General features: G+C 73.4%; 19 protein-coding genes. 7 read left to right on the top strand and 12 right to left on the bottom strand.

Annotated features, from left to right (window positions below; genetic code table 11):
- Nucleotides 1–14: 14 nt before the first annotated feature.
- Nucleotides 15–749 (bottom strand): sulfite exporter TauE/SafE family protein, encoded by a 735-nt coding sequence (locus ABZ576_RS08560; protein WP_360737540.1) that lies wholly within the window; start codon nucleotides 747–749, stop codon nucleotides 15–17.
- A gap of 287 nt (nucleotides 750–1,036) precedes the next feature.
- Here ABZ576_RS08560 and ABZ576_RS08555 point away from each other — a divergent pair, with 287 nt between their 5' ends.
- A complete protein-coding gene (locus ABZ576_RS08555) occupies nucleotides 1,037–1,753 on the top strand; it encodes a helix-turn-helix domain-containing protein (protein WP_360737537.1) in 717 nt (238 codons plus the stop codon).
- Nucleotides 1,754–1,783: 30 nt separating this feature from the next.
- Here ABZ576_RS08555 and ABZ576_RS08550 read toward each other — a convergent pair whose 3' ends face one another.
- The 3 genes from ABZ576_RS08550 to ABZ576_RS08540 form a co-directional block, all read right to left on the bottom strand.
- Nucleotides 1,784–2,227 (bottom strand): universal stress protein, encoded by a 444-nt coding sequence (locus ABZ576_RS08550; protein WP_360737535.1) that lies wholly within the window; start codon nucleotides 2,225–2,227, stop codon nucleotides 1,784–1,786.
- Nucleotides 2,228–2,335: 108 nt separating this feature from the next.
- Nucleotides 2,336–3,211, bottom strand: a complete 876-nt coding sequence (locus tag ABZ576_RS08545) for a universal stress protein (RefSeq protein WP_360737533.1) — start codon at nucleotides 3,209–3,211, stop codon at nucleotides 2,336–2,338.
- A gap of 460 nt (nucleotides 3,212–3,671) precedes the next feature.
- On the bottom strand, nucleotides 3,672–4,244 hold the full coding sequence (locus ABZ576_RS08540) for a dihydrofolate reductase family protein (protein WP_360737531.1): 573 nt from the start codon (nucleotides 4,242–4,244) through the stop codon (nucleotides 3,672–3,674).
- Between the two features lie 83 nt (nucleotides 4,245–4,327).
- Here ABZ576_RS08540 and ABZ576_RS08535 point away from each other — a divergent pair, with 83 nt between their 5' ends.
- Both ABZ576_RS08535 and ABZ576_RS08530 read left to right on the top strand, forming a co-directional pair.
- Nucleotides 4,328–4,600 (top strand): hypothetical protein, encoded by a 273-nt coding sequence (locus ABZ576_RS08535; protein ID WP_360737653.1) that lies wholly within the window; start codon nucleotides 4,328–4,330, stop codon nucleotides 4,598–4,600.
- 56 nt (nucleotides 4,601–4,656) lie between these two features.
- Entirely contained in the window at nucleotides 4,657–6,639 is a 1,983-nt protein-coding gene (locus tag ABZ576_RS08530; RefSeq protein WP_360737529.1) for an acetoacetate--CoA ligase, read from the top strand.
- Nucleotides 6,640–7,021: 382 nt separating this feature from the next.
- On the opposite strand, the gene ABZ576_RS08525 is transcribed toward ABZ576_RS08530, so the two are convergent.
- The gene (locus ABZ576_RS08525; protein ID WP_360737526.1) at nucleotides 7,022–8,350 is read right to left on the bottom strand and encodes a helix-turn-helix domain-containing protein; all 1,329 of its coding nucleotides are present in this window, start codon (nucleotides 8,348–8,350) and stop codon (nucleotides 7,022–7,024) included.
- A 208-nt stretch (nucleotides 8,351–8,558) separates the two neighbouring features.
- Here ABZ576_RS08525 and ABZ576_RS08520 point away from each other — a divergent pair, with 208 nt between their 5' ends.
- The 3 genes from ABZ576_RS08520 (at nucleotide 8,559) to ABZ576_RS08510 (ending at nucleotide 12,643) form a co-directional block, all read left to right on the top strand.
- On the top strand, nucleotides 8,559–9,581 hold the full coding sequence (locus ABZ576_RS08520; protein ID WP_360737524.1) for an alpha/beta fold hydrolase: 1,023 nt from the start codon (nucleotides 8,559–8,561) through the stop codon (nucleotides 9,579–9,581).
- 343 nt (nucleotides 9,582–9,924) lie between these two features.
- On the top strand, nucleotides 9,925–11,139 hold the full coding sequence (locus tag ABZ576_RS08515; protein WP_360737522.1) for a glutamate--cysteine ligase: 1,215 nt from the start codon (nucleotides 9,925–9,927) through the stop codon (nucleotides 11,137–11,139).
- 154 nt (nucleotides 11,140–11,293) lie between these two features.
- Nucleotides 11,294–12,643 carry a vanadium-dependent haloperoxidase gene (locus ABZ576_RS08510; protein WP_360737519.1) on the top strand — a complete coding sequence of 450 codons (1,350 nt, stop codon included), beginning with the start codon at nucleotides 11,294–11,296 and terminating at the stop codon, nucleotides 12,641–12,643.
- A 66-nt stretch (nucleotides 12,644–12,709) separates the two neighbouring features.
- Here ABZ576_RS08510 and ABZ576_RS08505 read toward each other — a convergent pair whose 3' ends face one another.
- The 6 genes from ABZ576_RS08505 to ABZ576_RS08480 form a co-directional block, all read right to left on the bottom strand.
- Entirely contained in the window at nucleotides 12,710–13,138 is a 429-nt protein-coding gene (locus ABZ576_RS08505) for a DUF5959 family protein (protein WP_360737517.1), read from the bottom strand.
- 103 nt (nucleotides 13,139–13,241) lie between these two features.
- Nucleotides 13,242–14,639 (bottom strand): FAD-dependent oxidoreductase, encoded by a 1,398-nt coding sequence (locus ABZ576_RS08500; RefSeq protein WP_360737648.1) that lies wholly within the window; start codon nucleotides 14,637–14,639, stop codon nucleotides 13,242–13,244.
- A gap of 43 nt (nucleotides 14,640–14,682) precedes the next feature.
- The gene (locus tag ABZ576_RS08495) at nucleotides 14,683–15,852 is read right to left on the bottom strand and encodes a polysaccharide pyruvyl transferase family protein (protein WP_360737515.1); all 1,170 of its coding nucleotides are present in this window, start codon (nucleotides 15,850–15,852) and stop codon (nucleotides 14,683–14,685) included.
- 136 nt (nucleotides 15,853–15,988) lie between these two features.
- Nucleotides 15,989–16,729 carry an alpha/beta hydrolase gene (locus tag ABZ576_RS08490; RefSeq protein ID WP_360737513.1) on the bottom strand — a complete coding sequence of 247 codons (741 nt, stop codon included), beginning with the start codon at nucleotides 16,727–16,729 and terminating at the stop codon, nucleotides 15,989–15,991.
- Between the two features lie 132 nt (nucleotides 16,730–16,861).
- Nucleotides 16,862–18,085, bottom strand: a complete 1,224-nt coding sequence (locus tag ABZ576_RS08485; RefSeq protein WP_360737511.1) for a beta-ketoacyl-[acyl-carrier-protein] synthase family protein — start codon at nucleotides 18,083–18,085, stop codon at nucleotides 16,862–16,864.
- Nucleotides 18,082–18,390: an acyl carrier protein gene (locus ABZ576_RS08480; RefSeq protein ID WP_360737508.1), complete on the bottom strand. Its 309-nt coding sequence runs from the start codon at nucleotides 18,388–18,390 to the stop codon at nucleotides 18,082–18,084. The genes ABZ576_RS08485 and ABZ576_RS08480 overlap by 4 nt, the downstream gene beginning before the upstream one ends.
- A 202-nt stretch (nucleotides 18,391–18,592) precedes the next feature.
- Between ABZ576_RS08480 and ABZ576_RS08475 the strand changes: the two genes are divergently transcribed.
- Nucleotides 18,593–19,807 carry a cytochrome P450 gene (locus tag ABZ576_RS08475; protein ID WP_360737506.1) on the top strand — a complete coding sequence of 405 codons (1,215 nt, stop codon included), beginning with the start codon at nucleotides 18,593–18,595 and terminating at the stop codon, nucleotides 19,805–19,807.
- Between the two features lie 99 nt (nucleotides 19,808–19,906).
- On the opposite strand, the gene ABZ576_RS08470 is transcribed toward ABZ576_RS08475, so the two are convergent.
- The gene (locus ABZ576_RS08470; protein WP_360737645.1) at nucleotides 19,907–20,629 is read right to left on the bottom strand and encodes a carbohydrate-binding protein; all 723 of its coding nucleotides are present in this window, start codon (nucleotides 20,627–20,629) and stop codon (nucleotides 19,907–19,909) included.
- Between the last annotated feature and the right edge of the window lie 59 nt (nucleotides 20,630–20,688).

The following is a 20,688-nucleotide window of genomic DNA, read 5'->3' as shown; positions in this document are numbered from 1 at the left end:
GCACGGGCAGGGCGTCACAGCATGCCCTCCAGGCCCTTGACCAGGACGGAGAGGCCGCCGGTCAGGGCCAGGGCGAAGATGAGGCGACGCACCCACCGCTCGGGGACCCTCGGCGCGAGCGCCCTGCCGAGGAGGGCGCCCGTCACCATGGCGGCCGCGGCCACCGACCAGGCCGGCCCGCTCAGCCGGGGCACGCCGTTGGCGGCCACCGAGAAGACGTTGACCATGATTCCGTAAAATTGCGCGTTCGGCACGAATTCCCGGACCGACCACCCCGCATTCACCGCGTACAGCGAATACGGCGGCCCGCCGACGCCGGCGGCGGAATTCATGAACCCACCCATGGCACCCGCGGTCACCGCGCCTTTGGTACCGGCCAGAGCCGGTATGCGTACGCCTCCCATGACGAAAGCGACGGCCAGCGTCACCAGCATTCCGATACCGGCCAGCAGTACGGGTTCGGGAAGTCGGGCGGCCACCCACGAACCTGCGGGAACCGTGCACGCCGAGGCGATGACCAGGGGAATCATGGCGCCGATCCGAACCTGCCGCCATCCGGCGGCGAGGCCGACGACACTGATGACTCCGGCCACGCAATTCGCGAGCACGACGCCCTGTGCCGTCCCGAGCACCAGAACGAGCGCGGGCACGGCGATGAGTGCGAAGCCCATGCCGGTGAGCCATTGCACCGACGCACCCAACACGACTATGCCGCCCAGCAGTAGCTCGGCCGCCCCTGCGCTCGCCACAGCACACACCTACCGTCACCCGGGAAGATCTCCGCCATCCTCTCCGGACGACGGCCGCGAACGCAACGGCCCGGCACCGAAGAATTTCGGCGGACCCGCGATCCCTCGCCCGGACAACCATCTGATCCCTCGCTTACAGAAGCCTTACAAGCGGAGGTCATGCGGAGATTCACGTCTTCCGGGACATCTCTTGCGCAACCCGTCCCGCACTCTCCTCAGCCTGGTGAATGCATGACACACTCATCCTCGCTGCCGTCGGTGCCGTCGGAGTCGAAGGAGGCCGCCGCATGTCCCGTCCCATCCAGTCCCTGTCCCGTGCCGCGGCGGTCCTGCGGTTGTTCGCCACCGGGACGGGACGGTTCGGCCTGACCGACACCGCCTGCGCCCTCGGGCTGCCGAAGAGCACCGTCCACGGGATCCTGCACACGCTCGAACAGAAGGGCCTGGTCGCCCACGACGCGGAGTCCGGCACCTACGGACTGGGTCCCGAACTGGTGCGGCTGGGCGGCAGTTGGCTCCGCGGCCACGAGTTACGCGCGCGTGCCCTGGCCTGGGCGGACGACCTGGCCAGGGTCACGGGGGAAGCCGTGCACGTGGGAGTGCCGCACCCGGCGGGCGTGCTGATCGTCCATCACGTCCTGCGGTGCGACGACACGCGGCGGGTCCTGGACACCGGACGGGTGGTGCCCGTCGAGGGGACCGCGCTGGGTACGGTGCTGGCGGTCCACCGCTCCGGTCCGGCCGGCACGTCGGCCGGCTCGCCCGACCTGGTGCGGGCCGCCCGGGAGCGGGGCTGGGCCTGCGCGCCCGACCCGGACCGCGCCGGCATGGTGTCGGTCGCCGCGCCCGTCCGCGACCGGTACCGGGCGACCGTGGCCGCGCTGAGCGTGTCCGCGCTCGCCGCGCGGATCGACGAGGACACGGCGGCGCGCGACCGACTGGTCTCCTCGCTCAGGACCTGTGCCCGCGCGATCTCACACGACCTCGGTGCCGGCCACCCGTGAAGCGGGCGGCCCCCGGCGAACGGCCCGCGGTCACTTCTCCTCGCAGCGCACGATGACGACCGGACAGCGGGCGTGCTGCGACACGTGCTGGCTGACCGAGCCGAGCAGGGCGCGGGCGAATCCGCCCCTGCCCCTGCTGCCGACGACCAGCGCTTCGGCTCCTTCGGCCGCCCGCAGCAGTACGTCGGCGGGGTTGCCGTGCACCACGTGGGTGCGGACGGAGCCGGCGCTGTCCGCGCCGAGCACCTCGGTCAGCTCCCGGCTCATCTTCTGCCGGGTCTCCTCCTCGTCGACGTCCATGTCGACGGCGGGCCCCGACCAGCCGTACAGCCCCGGCAGCTCCCACACCGCGACCGCCTCCACGCCGCCGCCGACCAGGCCCGCGTAGCGTACGGCCCAGCGCAGTGCCTCGTACGAGGACGGTGACCCGTCGACACCGACCACCACCCGGGGCTCGGTGACATCCGTATCCATGTCTCCCACCTCTCCTGCCGCTCTCCCGCCCCGTCGTCCCCTCGCTACCACGCTGCACGCGGTGCCGCCGTCGCGCGACCCATGCGGAGGTTCGGTGAGCCATCGGCGTCACAGGCGCTCACGCCCGCTCGGTACGACCGCCACCGGGCACTGTGCGTGGTGCAGCAGCGCGGGGACCGCCTTGCCGATCCGGGGGCCGAGACGGCCCGTCCCGCGTCGGACGCCGACGACGACGAGGTCGGCGGCTGCCGACAGGTGCACGAGGATCCGGCCGGCCGGCCCCTCGTGTACGGAGCGGTGCGTGCGTACCCGCGGATACCGGGCAATCATGGAGTCGATCGAGTCCTCCAGCGATGCCGGGGCCCGCGCGTCAGCCGGCTCCTCGGCCCGCGGGCGACCGCCGCCCGTCTGGTGGGCGGAGTGGTGCCCGGTGCGGACGACGTCCAGGGCGCAGTCCCGCGCGTCGGCCTCGCGGAAGGCGAACCGGGCGGCCTCGGCGCCGGTGTCGGCCTCCTCCGGACCGAGCAGGATGCGCCCGTGCGTGCCGCTGACGCCCGCGTGGTCGCCCCGGACCACCACCACCGGGCAGTGCGCCCGGGACGCGACGGCGAGTCCCACCGAGCCGAGCAGCAGCCCCTTGACCCGGCCTCGCTCCCGCGAGCCGGTGACCAAGGCGAACGCGCCCTCGCCCGCGCGCACCAAGGCGTCCGCGGCATCTTCCGGGAGGATGTCCGTGGTGGCCTTCACATCCGGATTGCGCCGCTCGGCACGGTCGGCGGCGGAGGCGACGATCCGCTCGGCCAGCACCTGCTCGGAGGAGCGCTCGACGCCGGTGGCGGGCACCGTGCCCTCGTAGTGCTCCCAGACGCAGGCGTAGACGAGCCTGAGGGGTAGTCCGTGGCGGGCCGCCTCGTCCACGGCCCAGTCGACCGCGCGCAGACACGCGTCCGATCCGTCGACGCCCACGACCAGCGGGAGTGTCATCGTCCCCACCGCCTTTCATGGGGCTGCCACGTCGTGCAGCACAGGGGGGCGGTTTTCACTGTCGCACTGTTCGCGTCCGCGCACGAGGCCACTCGGCCCGCACGCCGGATCCCCACCGCCCGCCCGCGCACGGGGCCACTCGGCCCACGGGCGAGGTTTCACCGACAGCGCCCTGGGTGAGGGCAGCGAACGGTGACCCCGCTCCCCCGGCCGCGCGGGAGGAAGGCGCCCCGCGCGGCCGCGCAGCCCATGGCCGCGTGACGGTCCTGAACCCGGCCCACCGTGTTCGCCGGTCCGCCGGGCGGCGCGGCGGCCGGCGCCGGGAGCAAGGGCTCGGCGCCGGGAGCAAAGGCTCAGCACGGGGAGCAAGGGCTCAGCACGGGGAGCAAGGGCTCAGGCGCCGGGAGCAAAGGCCCCGCGCCGGGGGCCGGCCTGTGCGGCCGGGACCGCGGAGAGCCGGTCAGCGTACGACGTCGAAGACGTTCTTCTGCAGGCCGTTGGCGTAGACCTCGTGCTCGACCAGCTTCAGCTTCTGGGTGTCCTTGTCGGTGGTGCTGAACAGCCGCTTGCCGGCGCCGAGCAGGAGCGGGAAGACCAGCAGGTGGTAGCGGTCGATCAGGCCGGCGTCGGAAAGGCTCTGGTTCAGCGCGGCGCTGCCGTGGACGATGATCGGGCCGCCCTCGGTCTCCTTCAGGGCGGCGACCTCGTCGAGCGAGCGCAGGATCGTGGTCTCACCCCAGTTCGAGACCAGGTCGCCCTCGGTGAGGGTGGTGGAGACGACGTACTTCGGCATCACCTTGTAGTCGGCGAAGTCCACCATGTCCGGCCAGACCGGGCTGAAAGCCTGGTAGCTGACCCGGCCCAGGAGCATCGCGGTGGCCTCCTTCTGCTCCCGGCCCTTTATCTCGAACGCCTCGGGGAGGAAGTCGATGTCCTTGAAGGTCCACCCGGCGTTCCGGTAACCGGGCTCGCCGCCGGGGGCCTCCACGACGCCGTCGAGCGAGACGAAGGCGGTGCTGATCAGGGTGCGCATTGTGATCCTCGGTATCTCGTGTCGGTGGCCGGCGGTAGCAGGGGCTGCGTGCGCGATCACCTCGCGGCCGTAGCACCCCGTCCATGATCTCTGACTCCCGGACGCGCGGAAACTCATCGGCCCTCGTCCGGTCGCCCCGGCGGGAACCGACTCGGAACCCGGTGGTCGTGGTCACCGCCCTGGTCGGGTCGCGGTCCGACGTCCTGTTCCCGGACGGGCAGCGCGACCGCGGTCCGACGATGGCGTTCCTCCGCTGCGACCAGGGCAGCCGGGCCGTGGACCACCACACCCTCCCCTCCGGCGGCCACGGCTTCACCGGTACCGCCGACCGGGCGGCCCGGCTGTACACCGCATGAGATTCTGTGCACGCCCAAAGCGCCTTCGATCAGAGCCCGTTGAGGAGCATCACACGATGAACACGCCGTACCCGGAGCCGTTCTTCACGCCCGATCCCGAGGCCGCAGCGGCCAGCCGCATCGTGGACTTCGCCCGCCGCGCCGGACTGGAGGGCTCCGACTACGCCGCCCTGCACCGCTGGTCGGTCACCGACCTGGAGGGCTTCTGGAAAGCGGTCTGGGAGTACTTCGACATCGATGCGGACACCCCCTACGAGCGGGTCCTGGCGGAGGAGACCATGCCGGGGGCCCGCTGGTTCCCGGGCGCCACCCTCAACTACGCCCATCACGCCCTGCGTCGTCTCACGGACGACGGCGTGGCGATCGTCGCTCTCGACGAGACCGGCTCCGGGTACGAGGTGACCGGCAAGCGGCTGCGTTCCCAGGTCGCGTCGGTGGCCGCCACCCTGCGCCGGCTCGGTGTGGGGCAGGGCGACCGCGTGGTCGGATACCTGCCCAACACCCCGCACACCATCGTGGCGTTCCTGGCCGCCGCGAGCCTGGGCGCCGTGTGGTCCGTGTGCGGGCAGGACTACGCCCCGAAGGCCGCCGCCGACCGGTTCGCCCAGCTCGAACCCACCGTTCTGATCGCCGCCGACGGCTACCTCTTCAACGGCACCACCCACGACCGCCGCGAGGCCGCCCTCGAACTGGCCCGGTCCCTGCCGACCCTGAAGGCCACGCTGCTGGTGGACCACGTGGGTCTGCCCTGGCCCGCAGCCGGCCACCCGTCCGTGGTGGTGCCGTGGGAGGAGGCCTCCGGCCAGGACGCCGAACTGTCCTGTACGCCGGTGCCGTTCGACCACCCGCTGTGGGTGGTGTTCTCCTCCGGGACCACCGGCCTGCCCAAGGGCATCGTGCACGGCCACGGCGGTGTCGTGCTGGAGCACCTGAAGACCCTCGGCCTGCACTCCGACCTGGGCCCGGGCGACCGCCTGCTGTGGTACACCACCACCCACTGGATGATGTGGAACCTGGTCGCCTCCACGCTGCTGACCGGTGCGACGACGTGCACGTACGACGGCAGCCCGGCGCCGCACGCCGCACCGGACGTGCTGTGGGAGCTGGCCGCGCGGCACCGGGTGACCGTCTTCGGCACCAGCCCCCAGTACCTGCTGGGAATGGCCAAGTTCGGTATCGACCCGTCCCGGCACGACCTGTCGTCCGTCCGGGTGCTCGGCTGCACCGGCTCCACCCTGCCGGCCTCCGCCTACCCCTGGGTCCGCGACCACGTCGGCGGCCATGTGCTGCTCGCGTCCACCAGCGGCGGCACGGACGTGGTCTCCGGCTTCGCCGGCAGCGCCCCCAACACACCCGTGTGGGCCGGGGAACTGTCCGCGCCGCACCTGGGCGTGGCGCTGGCCGCGTACGACACCGAGGGGCGGCCGGTCACCGACCAGGTGGGCGAGCTGGTCGTCACCCGGCCCATGCCCTCCATGCCGCTGTACTTCTGGAACGACCCCGACGGCAGCCGCTACCGCGACGCCTACTTCTCCTCCTACCCCGGCACCTGGCGGCACGGCGACTGGATCACGGTCACGGGGCACGGCTCGGTGATCGTCCACGGCCGGTCCGACAGCACGCTGAACCGCAACGGCGTGCGGCTGGGCAGCGCCGACATCCACGACGTGGTCGAACGCCTCCCCGAGATCACCGAAGCCCTCGTCATCGGCGCGGAGGAACCCGACGGCGGCTACTGGATGCCGCTGTTCGTGGTCCCGGCCCCCGGGGTCACCCTGGACGACGCGCTGCGCGAGAAGATCAGGGAGGCGATACGCAGCGGTGCCTCGCCCCGCCACGTCCCCGACGAGATCCTCGGCGTACCGGGCATCCCGCACACCCGCACCGGCAAGAAGCTGGAGGTGCCCGTCAAGCGCCTGCTCCAGGGCGCGCCCGCCGGGCAGGTCGTCAACCCCGCCGCCGTGGACGCCCCGGAACTCATCGACCACTTCGCCCGCCTGGGAGCCGAGCGACGGGGCCGCAAGGCCGACGGGGCCTGAGAACGGCGGGGCCGGAGGGGCGGCGAGGGCTGGAAGCGGCGGGACCGCAGGGGCGCCGAAGGCCGGGAGCGGCGGGTTCGGAGGGCCGCCGAAGGCTGGGAACGGCGGGCTCGGAGGGCCACCCAAGGCTGGGAGCGGCGGGCTCGGAGGGCCGCCGAAGGCTGGGAACGGCGGGCTCGGAGGGCCACCCAAGGCTGGGAGCGGAGGGGCCTCAGGGGCGCCGGGCGGCCGAGAGCGGCGGAGCCGGGAGGTCGCCGAAGGCCGGAGGCGGCCGGGAGCGTCGCGGGTCGGCACGGCCCGCTGACAGGCGGCGACTCGGCTCTCGCCGTTACGCGGAGGCCTACGGGTCCGCTCCCGCACCCCGGCGTGCGGGAGCTGCCGTTCACCCCCGGGCCGCCGTGCGCGGCGCCCCTCCCGCCGCCGTCCGCGACCCCCCGCCCGCCGCCGGCGTCCCCCCTCCCGGCGCCAGCGCCCTGGTCCGCAGGGCCAGCAGTGCCTCGAAGCGGAAGGCGGGGTCGTCGAGTCGTTCGCCGAAGAGTTCCTCCAGCCGCCGCAGCCACCTGCGTGCCGTCTGGGGGTGGATGTCCAGCGCCCGTGCCACCTCCGGGGCCGTACGGCTCCAGGACATCAGCAGCGCGTCGAGGGTCTGGGCCAGCCGTGCGGCCCGCCCCGGCGGGAGGTCCCGCAGGACACCCAGGACCCGGTCGCCGAGCAGCCGTCCGATGTGGATGCCGTGCCGGAGGTGCGCCTCCGCCAGCCCGTCGCCGGCGCTGACGAACGTGCCCGCGCCGGACGGGCCGCCGCCCGCGGTGGGGGCGTGCCCGGCCAGCATCAGGCGGGCGCAGTGCAGTGACACCCACGCGTCCCGTGGGGGCACCGCGGGGCCGAGCGCCGCCGTCCGCCCCCGGACGGCCGTCCGCAGCCGCTCCAGCGTGCCCTCGCGCTCCGGGTCCGGGACGATCAGTACCAGATCGGCGCCGTGCGTCACCGCGAGGATCTCCGCGCCGTGCTCCCGTGCCGGTCCGGACGGCCCCGACAGGCGTCCGGCGCCCGCGCCCTGACGCACCAGCAGGCACGCGACCGCCTCCGGCAGGGGCCACTCCGCCTCCCTGGCGAGGCGCTCCACCAGGTCCCCGTGCACCGCGCGCTGCTGGTCCAGCAGGCAGGCGGCCAGCGTCCGCCGACTGCGCTGGAGCCCGCCCTCCGCGGCGGCCTGGGCGGCGGTGTAGCCCTTGACCGACTCGTTCGACAGGACGTTGATGTGGGTGAGCACCGCCTCGTGCAGCGGCACCACCACCTCCAGCGGCAGTGACGCGGACTGCGCGGTCTCGGCGTAGAGCCGGGCGCCGACGCGCGCGCCCACCCGGAAGGCGGCCTGGAGCGCGTCGGTGGTGCGGCCGTTGGCGAACTCCAACCGGCCCAGCGTGCGGAAGTGGTGGACGTGGTGCTCCTGCCGGCTGTGCGGTTCCTCGGTCAGCTCCACGAACTGCCCGATGGCCCGGCGTACGGAGCCGGCCAGGTCCCGGCCGAACGCGGAGTCCAGCGGCCGGTGGTACGCCGGGACCTCGTCCCGGATGACGTCGATCATGTCGGAGGCGATCGCCTCGATCCGCGGCCGCAGCGCCACGGCGAGCCCCGGCGGCAGTTCGCGCCACGGGCGCCGGGTGAACACCTCGTCCGGCACCTGCACCGGCATCATCTCCTTCCCCACGCCCGCCAGCGTGCCCGGCGATGTCCCCCGGTTGCGCCGCCGTCACGCAGAAGTGTCATGCGGGTGACACCTTTCGCCCGGTCCGCGCGACTTCGCTGGTGCCGGGCACGGGCCGGAGTCCAGCGTGATCCCGATGCTACGCGCCGGTAACACCGTGACACCCCCGTGCCACGGACCATGACGGCGCCCTGGGACAAGGAGATCGAGCATGAGCGGCAACGGAACCACTCCCCCGCGTCCGTACGACCGCCGGCGCGGACTGACCGCGGGCGCCACGGGACTCGCGGTGACCCTCGCCCTGGGCCTGTCCTCCCTGCCCGGCGGGCACGCCGCGGCCGCGCAGGACCCGGCGGCCGGCGGCGTGTCGTCGGCCGCCGCGGTCACGGAGGACCAGGCCGGCACGGTACAGGCCGCCACCGACCCGCAGGGGCCCGAGCAGTCCGGCTTCCCCTCCGCGTTCGGCTACTCCCTCACGCACCCCACGGCGGCGCCCGCCGGTGCGAACGACTGGTCGTGCCGTCCCGACGCGGCCCACCCGGAACCGGTCGTCCTGGTGCACGGCACCTTCGAGAACCGCTACGCCAACTGGGCCGCGCTCGCGCCGCGCCTGAAGCGGGCCGGGTACTGCGTCTACGCGCTCAACTACGGCGCTCCGGAGGCCGCCCCGCTGAAGGCGACCGGTGACATCGTCGCGTCCGCCGGACAGCTCGCCTCCTTCGTCGACCGGGTGCGCGCCGCGACCGGCGCGGCCAAGGTGGACCTGGTGGGCCACTCCCAGGGCGGGTTGATGCCGCGTTACTACATCGACAGACTCGGGGGCGCGGCCGAGGTCGACAAGCTCGTGGCGCTCACCCCGCCCAACCACGGCACCACGCTGCAGGGCATGGGCCTCATGGCGCGCGCGATACCGGGGGCCGACGTCCTGCTCGGTGTCTCCTGCACCTCCTGCGACCAGCAGATCGTCGGCTCGGAGTTCCTCACGGACCTCAACTCCGGTGAACGCACGGCGCCGGGGGTCGACTACACCGTCATCACCACGGTCCACGACCAGGTCGTCACGCCCTTCGCCTCCTCCTACCTGGTCCCGGCGGCCAACGTCAGCAACCGGACCGTGCAGACGTACTGCCCCGCCGACACCAGCGACCACGTGGACATCAGTTACGACCCGGTCGCCACCCGCCTGGTCCTCAACGCCCTGGATCCGGCGCGGGGCGAACACCCCGCCTGTTAGGCCGAGGCACGGTTTCTCGGCCATGCGGGGCGGTGTGCCCTGGAGCACCATGGGCCCGACCCGCCCCGCGTGCCCTCCGCACCCGGCTGCCGGACCTGCGGCTGCCCGCACCGGGGACGGCGCCGCCCCGGACCGCCCGGCGGGCCGGGAGCGGTCGGGGCGGCCCCGATGGTGACCGGGCAATCGCTTGCCGCGGCCACGTACGCCGAGGAGCATGACCCCACCCCCTCCGTCAGGGAGTGGCCCGTGTCCCCGAGCGCGTCTGTGGTGAGCGCGAGCGGTGCAGCGCCCGCGCCGTGTGGTTGTCGTTGTCGGTGCCCCTTGTCTTCCGGAAGGGCTGGACGTGCCAGAGCCGTTTGACGCCGTGACCCCCGCCTCCGCCGGTGCGCCCGTGTCCCCGGTGGACCCGGCCGCACCGCCGACGGTCGGCGTGGAAGAGGAGTTCCTGCTGGCCGAACGGCACAGCAGGGCGGCGGTGTACCGGGCCGTCGCCGTGGTGTCCGCCGCCCGCGGCCGTCTCGGCGCGTCGCATGCCGTGCCGGAGGTCTCGCAGGCACAGCTGGAGACCGTCAGCGCGGTGTGCCGTACCGCCGCCGGCCTGGAGGCGGAGATCCTCCGGCTCCGCGGCGGCGCGGCCGCGGCGGCCGCCGAGTACGACTGCCTCCTGGTCCCCAGTGGCACGGCGATCCTCGGCCGCACCGGACCGCCGCCCGTCGTGGACAAGGCACGGTACCGCGCCTTCGTGCGCCGTTTCGGGCCGCTGGTCCACAACCAGGGGGTCAACTCCTGCCACGTGCACGTCGGGGTGGCCGACCGCGACGAGGCCGTGCGGGCGATCAACCACTTACGGGGCTGGATGCCGCTGCTGCTGGCCGTCACCGGCAACTCCCCGTTCAGCGAGGGCCAGGACACCGGATACGCGAGCTGGCGCGCCATGGTCTGGGGCCGGTGGCCGACTGCGGGCCCTCCGCCCTACCTGCGGGGCGCCGCCCACTACGAGCAGCTCGTCGAACAGCTCGTGGCGACCGGAGCGGCGTTGGATCCGGGCATGGTCTACTGGCACGTCCGGCCCTCGCCCCACCTGCCCACCCTCGAGGTGCGCGTCGCCGACGTGCTGCCCGAGCCCGCGGTCACCACCGCCTACGCGCTTCTCGTCCGCGCCCTCGTCGGCTGCGCGGTGGACGCGGTACGCGCCGGTGAGCGCGCGCCCGAGACCCCCGACCCGCTGCTGAGAGCCGCCTGCTGGCAGGCCGCCCGGCACGGCACGGCCGGCACCCTGCCCGCCACCCACACCCGGGACTGCGCGCCCACGGCCGTCGGCCGGCTGGTCGACGAGCTGTGGAAACGCGTCGAGCCGCACCTCAGCCGCTACGGCGACGACCACTGCGTCGGCGACTGGCTGAGCGAGGTCCAGCTCCGGGGCACCGGCTCCGCGCGACAACGACGTGTCGCCGAACGCCATGGGGGCCGCCTGCAGGCCGTGGTCGACGAACTCGCCGTCCGGCCGCCCGGGATACCGCCAGGGTTTACGCCGGCCCGCTCTGCGCCCCAGGGTTGACGGCGGTGTCCTCCACCTGCTCGATGTGTCCCGCACCCGGCCGCGCCTAGGTTGCGAGGCGAGCGATCGACGCATCGGCAGAGAGGATACGTCCCGCATGTCCCGCACATCGATGTCCCGCACGTTCCGCACGAGAAGAGGCAGACGGGGCCGCGTGCGCAGTGCGGCGGTGGCCCTCGCGACCGTGTTCGCCACGGCCGCGGGCGCGCTCGCCCTCACGCCCCAGCCGGCCTCCGCGGCCCCGAACTACACCGGTGACCCGGTCCTGTACTGGAACGACGTACTGCTCGGCGCCGTCAAGACCGCCGGGGGCGCCCCGGGCCCGGTCTCCCGGGCCGCCGCCGAGATGAACGCGGCGATCTACGACGCGGAGAGCTCCTACCGGCTCCGCTGGCACACCATGACCTCCGACCCCTACCTCCAGGCGGTCGACTACGCGGCGTGGATGGAGGGCCCGGGCGAGGAGGAGCGGGTGATCGGGCGCACCGCCTACAACATCCTGCTCAAGCTGTTCCCCGGCCAGACGACCTACCTCGACAACAAGTTCAGGGAGAGGTTCGGCACCAGCCCCAAGGACTTCGACCTCCTCGACGCCACCGTGGTCAACACGGTCGTCGGCAACATGTGGAACTTCCGCAACGCGGACGGTTCCGACAACCAGGCCGTCTACACCCCGGACGGCAGGCCCGGCGCCTGGCTCCCCACCAGCTATCCCGACCTGCCGGACCCGGACTGCTCCCGGCCGGGTCAGGCCGCCATCCCCGAGTGGGGCAAGGTCAAGCCGTGGGCGCTCACCTCCGGGTCCCAGTTCCGGCCGTCGACACCGGGGCAGTACGCCTCGTACGAGAGCCTGCTCGCCAGCCCGGCCTACGCCGAGCAGGTACGGCAGGTACGCAGCCTCGGCTCGGCCGGTTCCACGACCCGCACGACCGACCAGACCGCGGCCGCCTGGTTCTGGGCCAATGACGCGAACGGCACCTACAAGCCGCCGGGGCAGCTGCTCGACATCACCGCCCGGGTGTCCCGTGACCGAGGACTGACGACGTACCAGAACGCGCGGCTCTTCGCCCTGGTCTCGGTCGCCATGGCAGACGCGGCCATCGCGGAGTGGGACGTCAAGTACCAGACGCCGATCGACCTCTGGCGTCCCGTCTCGGCGATCCGCGAGGGCCTCGGGGACACCACGTGGAAGCCGCTGTCCGGCACCACGCCGTGCTTCCCGGCCTGGGCCTCCGGTCACTCCGCGTTCACGGCCGCCTGGGCCGGGATCATGCGGCAGTACTTCAAGAGCGACGACATCACCTTCACGGCCTCGACCGACGAGCCGAAGTCCCCGGTGCGGACCCGCACGTTCACCAGCTTCAGCCAGGCCGCGCGCGAGGCCGCCGACAGCAGGGTCTGGCTCGGCGTGCACTACCCGTGGGACGCCGACGACGGACTGACCCTCGGTGAGAACATCGCCACCTGGGTCTTCACCCACAAGATGAAGAGCGTGGGGTCGTAACCCCGCCGGTTACCGGAACCTGCGGCGCCCGCCTCCGCCCATGGCCGGGGCGGGCGCCCGCGCAGCTCAGGCCTGATCGCCGCTCGGGGGCCAGGTCTCCCAGATCCGGTCGAGGCGGTCGTACGCGTCGTCGAACCAGGCGTCGGTCAGGGGGACGGTCACGGTCACCGCCGTCAGGGACATCGAGTGGTCCTGGAGGGTGACGCGGCACCGGTCGTCGTCCTCGTCGCGCTCGATGAACAGCCACGGGGCACGGCCGCCCTCACGCCACGCGGCGTCGCGGCCCGCGTCGAGCAGGTCCAGGGCCTGCTGCCACTGCCGCAGGTCGTCCGGGAACACCCAGGTCTGCAGGCTGCCCCGCACGAAGGGCGTGCGGACCTCGAACTCTCCCACCAGGACGTCGGTCCGCTCATGTCTCTGCTTGCCGTCGATGCGGAGGACGACGCTGTTGCGACCGCCTTCCAGGCGGATCAGATCGATCGGTTCACCGGCCATGCGGGCACCTCCCCGTTCGTGCACGTGGTCGCAGACTAACGGCCTGCACTGACAATGGATCCGCCCGGAGGGTCCGGCGCCCGCCGGCGGTCTCGGGGAGGGGTCAGGGCAGGCTCGCGCCCTGAGCGCGCAGTTCCTGCTGGACGGCCTCCACCGGGATGTCCCGGGGCCGGGCGCCCCGGGCCGCGGCGAGGGCCGCGCAGACGCCCGCCGCCTGCCCGGTGGCCATCGAGATCGGCATGACGCGGTACGAGGAGTGGGCGACGTGGTCGCCGGAGATGCAGCGGCCCGCGACGAGGATCCGGTCCAGGTCGACGGGGAGGAGACAGCGCATCGGGATGTCGTAGGACTCGCCGCGCGGCAGCCGTTTGAGCGTGGTGCCGCGACCGCTGGGGTTGTGGATGTCCACCGGGTAGGCGCCGCGGGCGACGGCGTCGTCGAACTTGCGGGCCGTGAGCACGTCCTCGCCCGTCAGCTGGTACTCGCCCGCGATCCGCCGCGTCTCCCGCACGCCGACCTGGACACCGCTCTGGACGACGTAGGAGTCGGCGAAACCCGGTACGCGGTCGCGGAGGAAGCGGGCGATCTGCGCCATCTGGCGGTGGGCCGTGAACTCCGCGCGGGTGAGGTCCCACACGCTCGTGCCCAGCACTTCGGTGATGCGGGTGGAGTTGACCGCCACCTCCCCGGCGTTGGGGGTGGCGAAGAAGAGCACGTCCTCGCGGGGGAGGTCCAGTTCCCCGGCGTCCGTGGCGGCGCGGACCAGGTCCCACAGCCCGTGCACGCCCCTCCACTGGTCGGGGTTGGCGCGGGTGTAGGCGGTGAACTCCTCGTGGTCGAAGCGGACCATGCGGAACATCAGCGTCATGGGCTGGGTCCAGCCGTCCTCCGGCCGGCCGATCTCGTACTTGGCTCCGGCCGCCGCGGCGATGTCGCCGTCCCCCGTGCAGTCGACGATCACGTCCGCGTCCATGACGAGCGGCCCCGACTTCGTCTCGAACACCGCGCGTGCGCGATCGGGCAGGGTGAGGACGTCGGAGGCGAAGGCGTGCAGCAGCGTCCGCACCTCGTGGATCTCCAGCAGCTCGTACACCACCAGCTTGAACAGCTCCGGGTCGAAGGGCACCGTGTAGCCCGTTTCGAGGGAGGGACGGATCGCCGCACCCGCGCGGACGAGGTGGTCGAGCAGCATCCACAGCACGCCGCCGACGACCGGCTCGCCCTCACCGTGGTCGGGCGGCAGCAGGCGCCCGGTGTCGCCCGCCACGGCCTGCTTCATCTCGTTGTGGAAACTCATCAAAGGCATCACCAGCGCCGCGGTGGCGTTGCCGCCAAGGAAGCCGTAGCGCTCGACCAGGACCACCTCGGCGCCCGCGTTCGAGGCGCCGAGGGCCGCGCCGATACCGGCCGGTCCGCCGCCGATGACCAATACCTGGGTGGTCCCCGCGTGCAGGGCCCGGCGCGGGGGAAGCTCGACTGTCCTGGGTATGCGGGGCGGCATCAGGTGGGACACGGTGACTCCCTCGAACGGGTGGCGGTCGGCGTCAGCCCGCGGTGGGGGCGGGAACCGGTGCGCCGTCCTGGACAGGGCGCGGAGCGACCTGCTCCAGACAGGCCAGGAGCCGGTCCGCGGTCTCGGCCGCGCGCGACCGCAGCACCGCCGTGCGGACCGTCGTGTCGGCCGTGCGGGCGGGTCGCTCGTCCCACAGGCGGTCGACCTCCGCCAGCAGCAGTCCCGTCGTCTCCCTGATCACACCGCGCAGGGCGGGCGCCCCGATCCGCTGGGCGAAGTCGAAGACCTTGCCCGCGTAGGGCAGGGGCAGCAGCGGGATGCCGGCGAGCGCGGCGAAGATCAGGAAGTGCAGCCGCATGCCGACGGCCAGGTTCAGCTGGGTGACGATGTCGAGGACCTGCTGGGGCCCGTAGTCGCCGTGCAGCACCGTGCAGCGGTCCGCCGTGGCCATGCGGGAGACCACGGCGTGCGCGTGCCGGATGTCGCCGCGTTCCATGGAGATGAAGACGACGTGGGCGTCCAGGCGGTGGACGAGGAAGTCGCCCACACCGGCCAGCAGCTGGTGGTATCCCTCTTCGTCGAGGTGCTCGGCGGCGCGCCCGGGCTCCCGCACGCTCATGCCGACGAGGCGCACCCCCCGGGGTACGGCCTCCCCGCGCAGCAGCGCCCGGCCGCGGTCGCCGGGTTCGAGCAGCAGCGCCGGATCGGCGGTCACGGTCACGGACCGGGTCAGCCCGGCCTCTTCGAGGACGAGCTTCGACTCCTCGTCGCGGACCGTGACCTCGACCGCGTCGGAGAGGACGGTGCGGGCCCAGGCGCAGTCGGTCTCGTCGCTCAGCGGACCGGCTCCGAGGGCGTAGGCGAAGACGGGGACGCCGAGTTCCTGGGCGGTGCGGGCCAGGCGCAGGTAACGACGCGCCTCGGTGTCGTAGAGGATGCCCCCGCCTCCGAGGACGAGGACGCTCAGCCGGCTCAGATGGCCGGCGATGCCCTCCCGGCACACGCCTTCCCAGCCGACGACCTCCACGTCCGGATGGACGGCGCGGGTGTGCCCGGGAGTGCGCGAGAAGACCACGATCCGCGCCTCGGGCCGGCCGGCCCGGACGCGCTCCAGCAGGGCGGTGAGGATCGCCTCGTCACCCACGTTGCGGCCCCCGTAGGAGCCCAGTACGCCCACGGTCACGTTGTTCGCGCCGGTCATGACCGCTCCCTCACGACGTTCACCAGAAGTGCTCCCACGACTCGTGTGCGGAGAGGCGGCCGTCCACAGGTGACCCTTTTCAGCCCCTCTGCACCAGTGTGCCGTCAATCCGGCGGTACGCGCGCCGAGGCCGCGCTCAGCCGTCGGCGCGCGCGGCGGCGCGGCCTGCTCCGGCCGCTTCGCGCAGGAGGACCTCCGCCAGCTCGTGCGGCCTGGAGAACATCGGCCAGTGGCCGGTCTCCAGCTCGACCAGCCGCCACTGTCCTCGGCCGAGCAGGGCGGTGACGTCGGCGCCGAGCGCGGCCGGGTTGCGCAGGCACCTGACGTAGGTCGTCGGTATGTCCCGGAGGGGGCTGGTCAGGACGGCCGGCTCGGTCAGCGTGTCACCCGGATGGGGTGTCGAGGCTTCCATGACGCGGGTGATCCGCTCTTCGGTGAGGTCGTGGCCCGCGTAGAAGCGTCGATCAGGCGGTGGCCAGAATCCGCCGTTCCGGGCGATCGCCGCCTCGACCGCCCGCCGGTCGGGCCACCGGGCGAGGCACGGCTCCCCGTCGACCGGAACGGGAGAGTCGACGAGGATCAGGCGGGCCGGCCGGGCACCGGTCCGTCCGGCGGCCTGGGCGGCCGGGAAACCGGCGTAACTGTGCGCGACGAGGACGACGTCCCGGGGCCCGGCGCCCCCGGGCGCGGGCTGCGTCACCGCACGGACGATGTCCTCGACATGCGTGTGCTGCCGTGCCGGCACCCCTCGCTTCTCGGCGAGCCCGGACAGGGTCAGCGGCTGCGTACCGTGGCCGGCGGCGCGCAGGTCCGGCACGACGTCGTCCCAGGCCCACGCGCCGAGCCAGGCGCCTGCGACCAGCAGAAAATGCGCCACGGCAGACAGCGTATCGAGTCATGGCGACGAGAACGCCCGCCCACCGCGCGAGCGCGGGGACGAGGCCGGTGTCACGGCCACCGGCCCGAACCAGGGACCGGGTACGGCCGTCCGGGGCGTCGGTGTGCCGGGTCAGGCGGTCTGGAAGACGAGCGCGGCGTTGTGTCCGCCGAAGCCGAACGAGGTGCTCACGACGGTGTCGATCCGGCAGGCGCGCGGGGCCTTGGTGACGATGTCGAGGTCGATCCCGGGCTCCGGAGCGTCGAGGTTGGCGGTCGGGTGGATGGTCTGGTGGTGGAGCGACAGGACGCACACGACCGCTTCGACGGCACCGGCGGCCCCGAGGGAGTGCCCCAGGATGCTCTTGGTCGCGGTGACCGGGGGCGGCCGGCGGAAGACCCGGTGCAACACGGCGGCCTCGGTGCGGTCGTTCAGCGGCGTGGAGGTGGCGTGGGCATTGACATGGTGGATGTCGCCGGGCGTCAGCTCCGCCTGTGCCAGCGCCTGACGGACGGCGCGTACGGCGCCCTCTCCCTCGGGGTGCGGGGTGGTGGGGTGGTGGGCGTCGCTGGTGGCACCGAATCCGGACAGGACCGCCTTCGCCCGGACGCCGCGGGCGCGTGCGTGGTCCGCGCGCTCCAGGACGAGCACGGCGGCACCCTCCGCCAGGACGAACCCGTCGCGTTCCGCGTCGAAGGGACGCGAGGCGCCCTTCGGGTCGTGGCAGCGGGTGGACAGGGCACCGAGCCGCCAGAAGCCCATGGCGGACAGCGGCCCGCAGGCACTCTCCGCCCCGCCGACCAGCGCGATGTCGCACAGCCCGCCCGCCAGGAGCTGCCGGCCGACGCCGATGGCGGTCGCACCGGACGCGCAGGCGGTGCTGACACCGAGGCCCGGGCCCTTGGCGCCCAGGTCGGCGGCGACCTCGCCGGCCGCCATGTTGGGCAGGGCCCTCGGGACCGTGGTCGGCGAGATCTTCTGGTAGGCGCCCGCCTCCAGGCACTGCATGAAGCGCTGGTCGGTCTCGCGGCTGCTGCTGCCCACTCCGATGACCACGCCGACCCGGTCGCCGTCCCACTCCTGCGGCCGCAGACCGGCGTCCCGGACCGCCTCCCGTGCGGCGACGAGGGCCAGGTGGATGAAGCGGTCGGTGCGCCAGCGCAGCCCGCGGCCCAGCGACGCGGCGAGTTCCTCGTCCCGGACCCGGCAGCCGAAGTCCACGGGCAGGCCCGCGAGCCGCGGGTCGGTGGCCGCCGTGGGGGTGCCCTCGCACAGCCGCTGCCAGGTCGCGTCGGCGCCGACGCCTGCCGGGGTGACCAGACCGATGCCGGTGACGACGGTCCGGGACGCCCTCATGCGTCCGCGTCCGCCGGAGCGGCGGCCAGAGCGTGCAGGGCGGCGCGGGCGGACTCGTCGGCGAACCGTGCGACGTAGTCGGCCACCACCGCCACGGTGACGCCGGGGCCCGTCGGCATCGTCTCGTCCGTGAGGGGGACGTCGATGCCGGTCTCCTCCTCGACCACGACGAGCAGTTCCGCCAGGGCGATCGAGTCCAGACCCAGCTCCCGCAGGTCGCTGTCGGCGCTCAAGTGCGCCGGGTCCATCTCGAAATGGCGGACGATCAGCCGGATGAGGGTGTCGACGAACAGCTGGTCAGCCACGAAGCGCTCCTCGGGACGGCGGGTGTCTCCCGGTGGGGGGATGGCCAGCAAAGCGCAGCCGGGGCGGACCCGTCCGTGAGGTGCCCGCGCGTGTCGGGCGAGAATGACCGGTGTGGTCTAGTTCGCTGGGTGTGCGGGATGCCGCCGCGACGACATGTTCCGGGCGGCTGGAAGCGACAGCGGAATGACGGGCGAGACTCGTATGGACACATCCGATACCTTCATCGACTGCCTGCTGAGGCAGTTGCCCTTCGACGCCGGCAGCGAGGAGTTCCTGCGCGACCCGTACCGTTTCTACGAACGGGTGCGCCGTACGAGTGGTCCGGTCCACCGCACCCCTTCCGGGCACGTGGTCGTGCTCGGCTACTTCGAGGCCCAGGCCGTCCTGGGCGATCCGCGCTACGGTCACGGCGCCCAGACCCCGCAGGAGCGGACCGGCTACGGGGTGCCGGCGCGTACGTTCCTGCTGACCGACCCGCCCGGCCACACCCGTCAGCGCGAGCGCGTACGGCGGGCCTTCACGGCGCGCGAGGTGCTGTCCCTGCGCCGGAGGATCGGTCACCTGGCGGCCGGCCTGGTCGCGCAGGCGGCGCGGTCCGGCACGGCGGACGTCGTCGCGGACGTCGCCCGGCCCCTGTCCGCGAGGGTGGTGGCGGACCTGATCGGTGTGCCGGAAGACCTGCGGGACCGGTTCACGCAGGCGGCGGCGCTCCTGGTCCGCGGGCTGGATCCGCCCGATCTGATTCCCCCCGAGACCCATGAGCGGATCGCGCGGGCGCGGGTCCTGCTGGCGCGCGACATCACCGTCGCGCTACGGCGTCCGGACACCGGCGGCCTGCTGCGCGTCCTCGCCGAAGGCGCCGACGACCGGAGCGCCCGGGCGGAGGCGGTGGCCACGTGCGCGCAGCTCGTCGCGGCCGGGTACGAGACCACGGTGGGTCTGATCGGCAACGGCCTGCACGCCCTGCTGCGCCACCCCGACCAGCTGGCGTACCTCGCGGCCACCGGGTACGCGGAACAGGCCGTCGCCGCGGCCGTGGAGGAACTGCTCCGCTTCGATCCGCCCATTCAGCTGGCGCCCCGCACCGCCCTCGTCGACGCCGACATCGCGGGTACGCCCGTTCCGCGCGGCACCGTCGTCTCCGTGCTCCTCGGCGCCGCCAACCGTGATCCGCGCGTCTTCCCGGAACCGCACCGGCTCCGGCTCGACCGGCGGCCACGGCACCTCGCCTTCGGCCTGGGCGGCCACTACTGTCTCGGCGCCGCGCTGGCCCGTCTGGAGGCCACCGCCGCGCTGCGGCACCTGCTCGCCCGCCGGCCCCGGCCGGCCGGCCGCCCGGTGTGTCACAGCCCGGCCCGCGTGGCCCGCGGCATCCAGAGCCTGTACGTCCGGCTGGACCGGGACGTGCGGCCGTAGCCCGGCGCCGTCCGCGGCGTAAGGCCTGTGCCGACCGCCGGGGCGGCGACCGTGCCGTACGGCCGCCGCCGCGGGTCACCGCACTGCCGTGCCGTTCCCTCAGGCCGCCCGCCACAGAGCCGGTACGGCCGGCGGCTCCCAGCCCGGCTGGGCCGTGTGCGGCTGGAGGCAGACGTAGCCGCGGCCCGCGTACGTGACCCGGTCCCCCGCCCGGTAGGCGACCCCCACGGTCCACGCGTCACCCGGCGGGGTGGGGGTTCCCGGGCCGGGGTCCTGCGGGACGTCGAGGACGAAGTCGAAGGCCGCCTCGCGGCCGCCGCCCGCGTCCCGCACGGTCATCAGCAGCCGCGGGTCGAAAATCGTGTCGGTGTTGTTGCGCGGTTCGTTCGGGAAGTACAACTGCGTGGTCAGCACGGGCCGGTTGGGCGCCTGCAGTTTGACGTGGAGGTGCCGGGTGCGTCCCGGGTAGAGGCCCGGCACGATCGTGGTCAGTGCGAAGGAGCCGCGGGAGTCGGTGTACTGGTGCCCGCGCAGTCTGAAACCGGTGTTGTCGTAGGCGCCGTTGCCGTCGGCCTGCCAGAAGTCCAGCAGGACGCCGGACAGGGGGCGGCAGGCCCGGCCGAAGACGTAGCCGGTCACGGTGAGCCGCGTGCCGGGCAGGCCCGGCTCCAGGAGGCTGGTGCGCTCGGGGGAGTTCGGTTTGAAGTAGGGGCCTTCCGTCTGTTCCGGGGTGGGGTCGTCGCCGTCGTCGCACGCCGGGGTGAGCGCGGGTACCGTGCCGGTGCCGGTCAGGGTGCGGGCGAGGGCCGTACCCCCGGTCATGGCCACGGGGAGGGCCGCGGCGGCCGCGAGGGCCGCGCGCAGCACCGTCTTGCGGCGCA

Origin of the sequence: Streptomyces sp. NPDC013455 (genome assembly GCF_040632975.1) — a bacterium.
Taxonomy (GTDB): domain Bacteria; phylum Actinomycetota; class Actinomycetes; order Streptomycetales; family Streptomycetaceae; genus Streptomyces.
The sequence above is the reverse complement of the archived record's forward strand: the minus strand, read 5'-3'. Positions and strand labels throughout refer to the sequence as shown.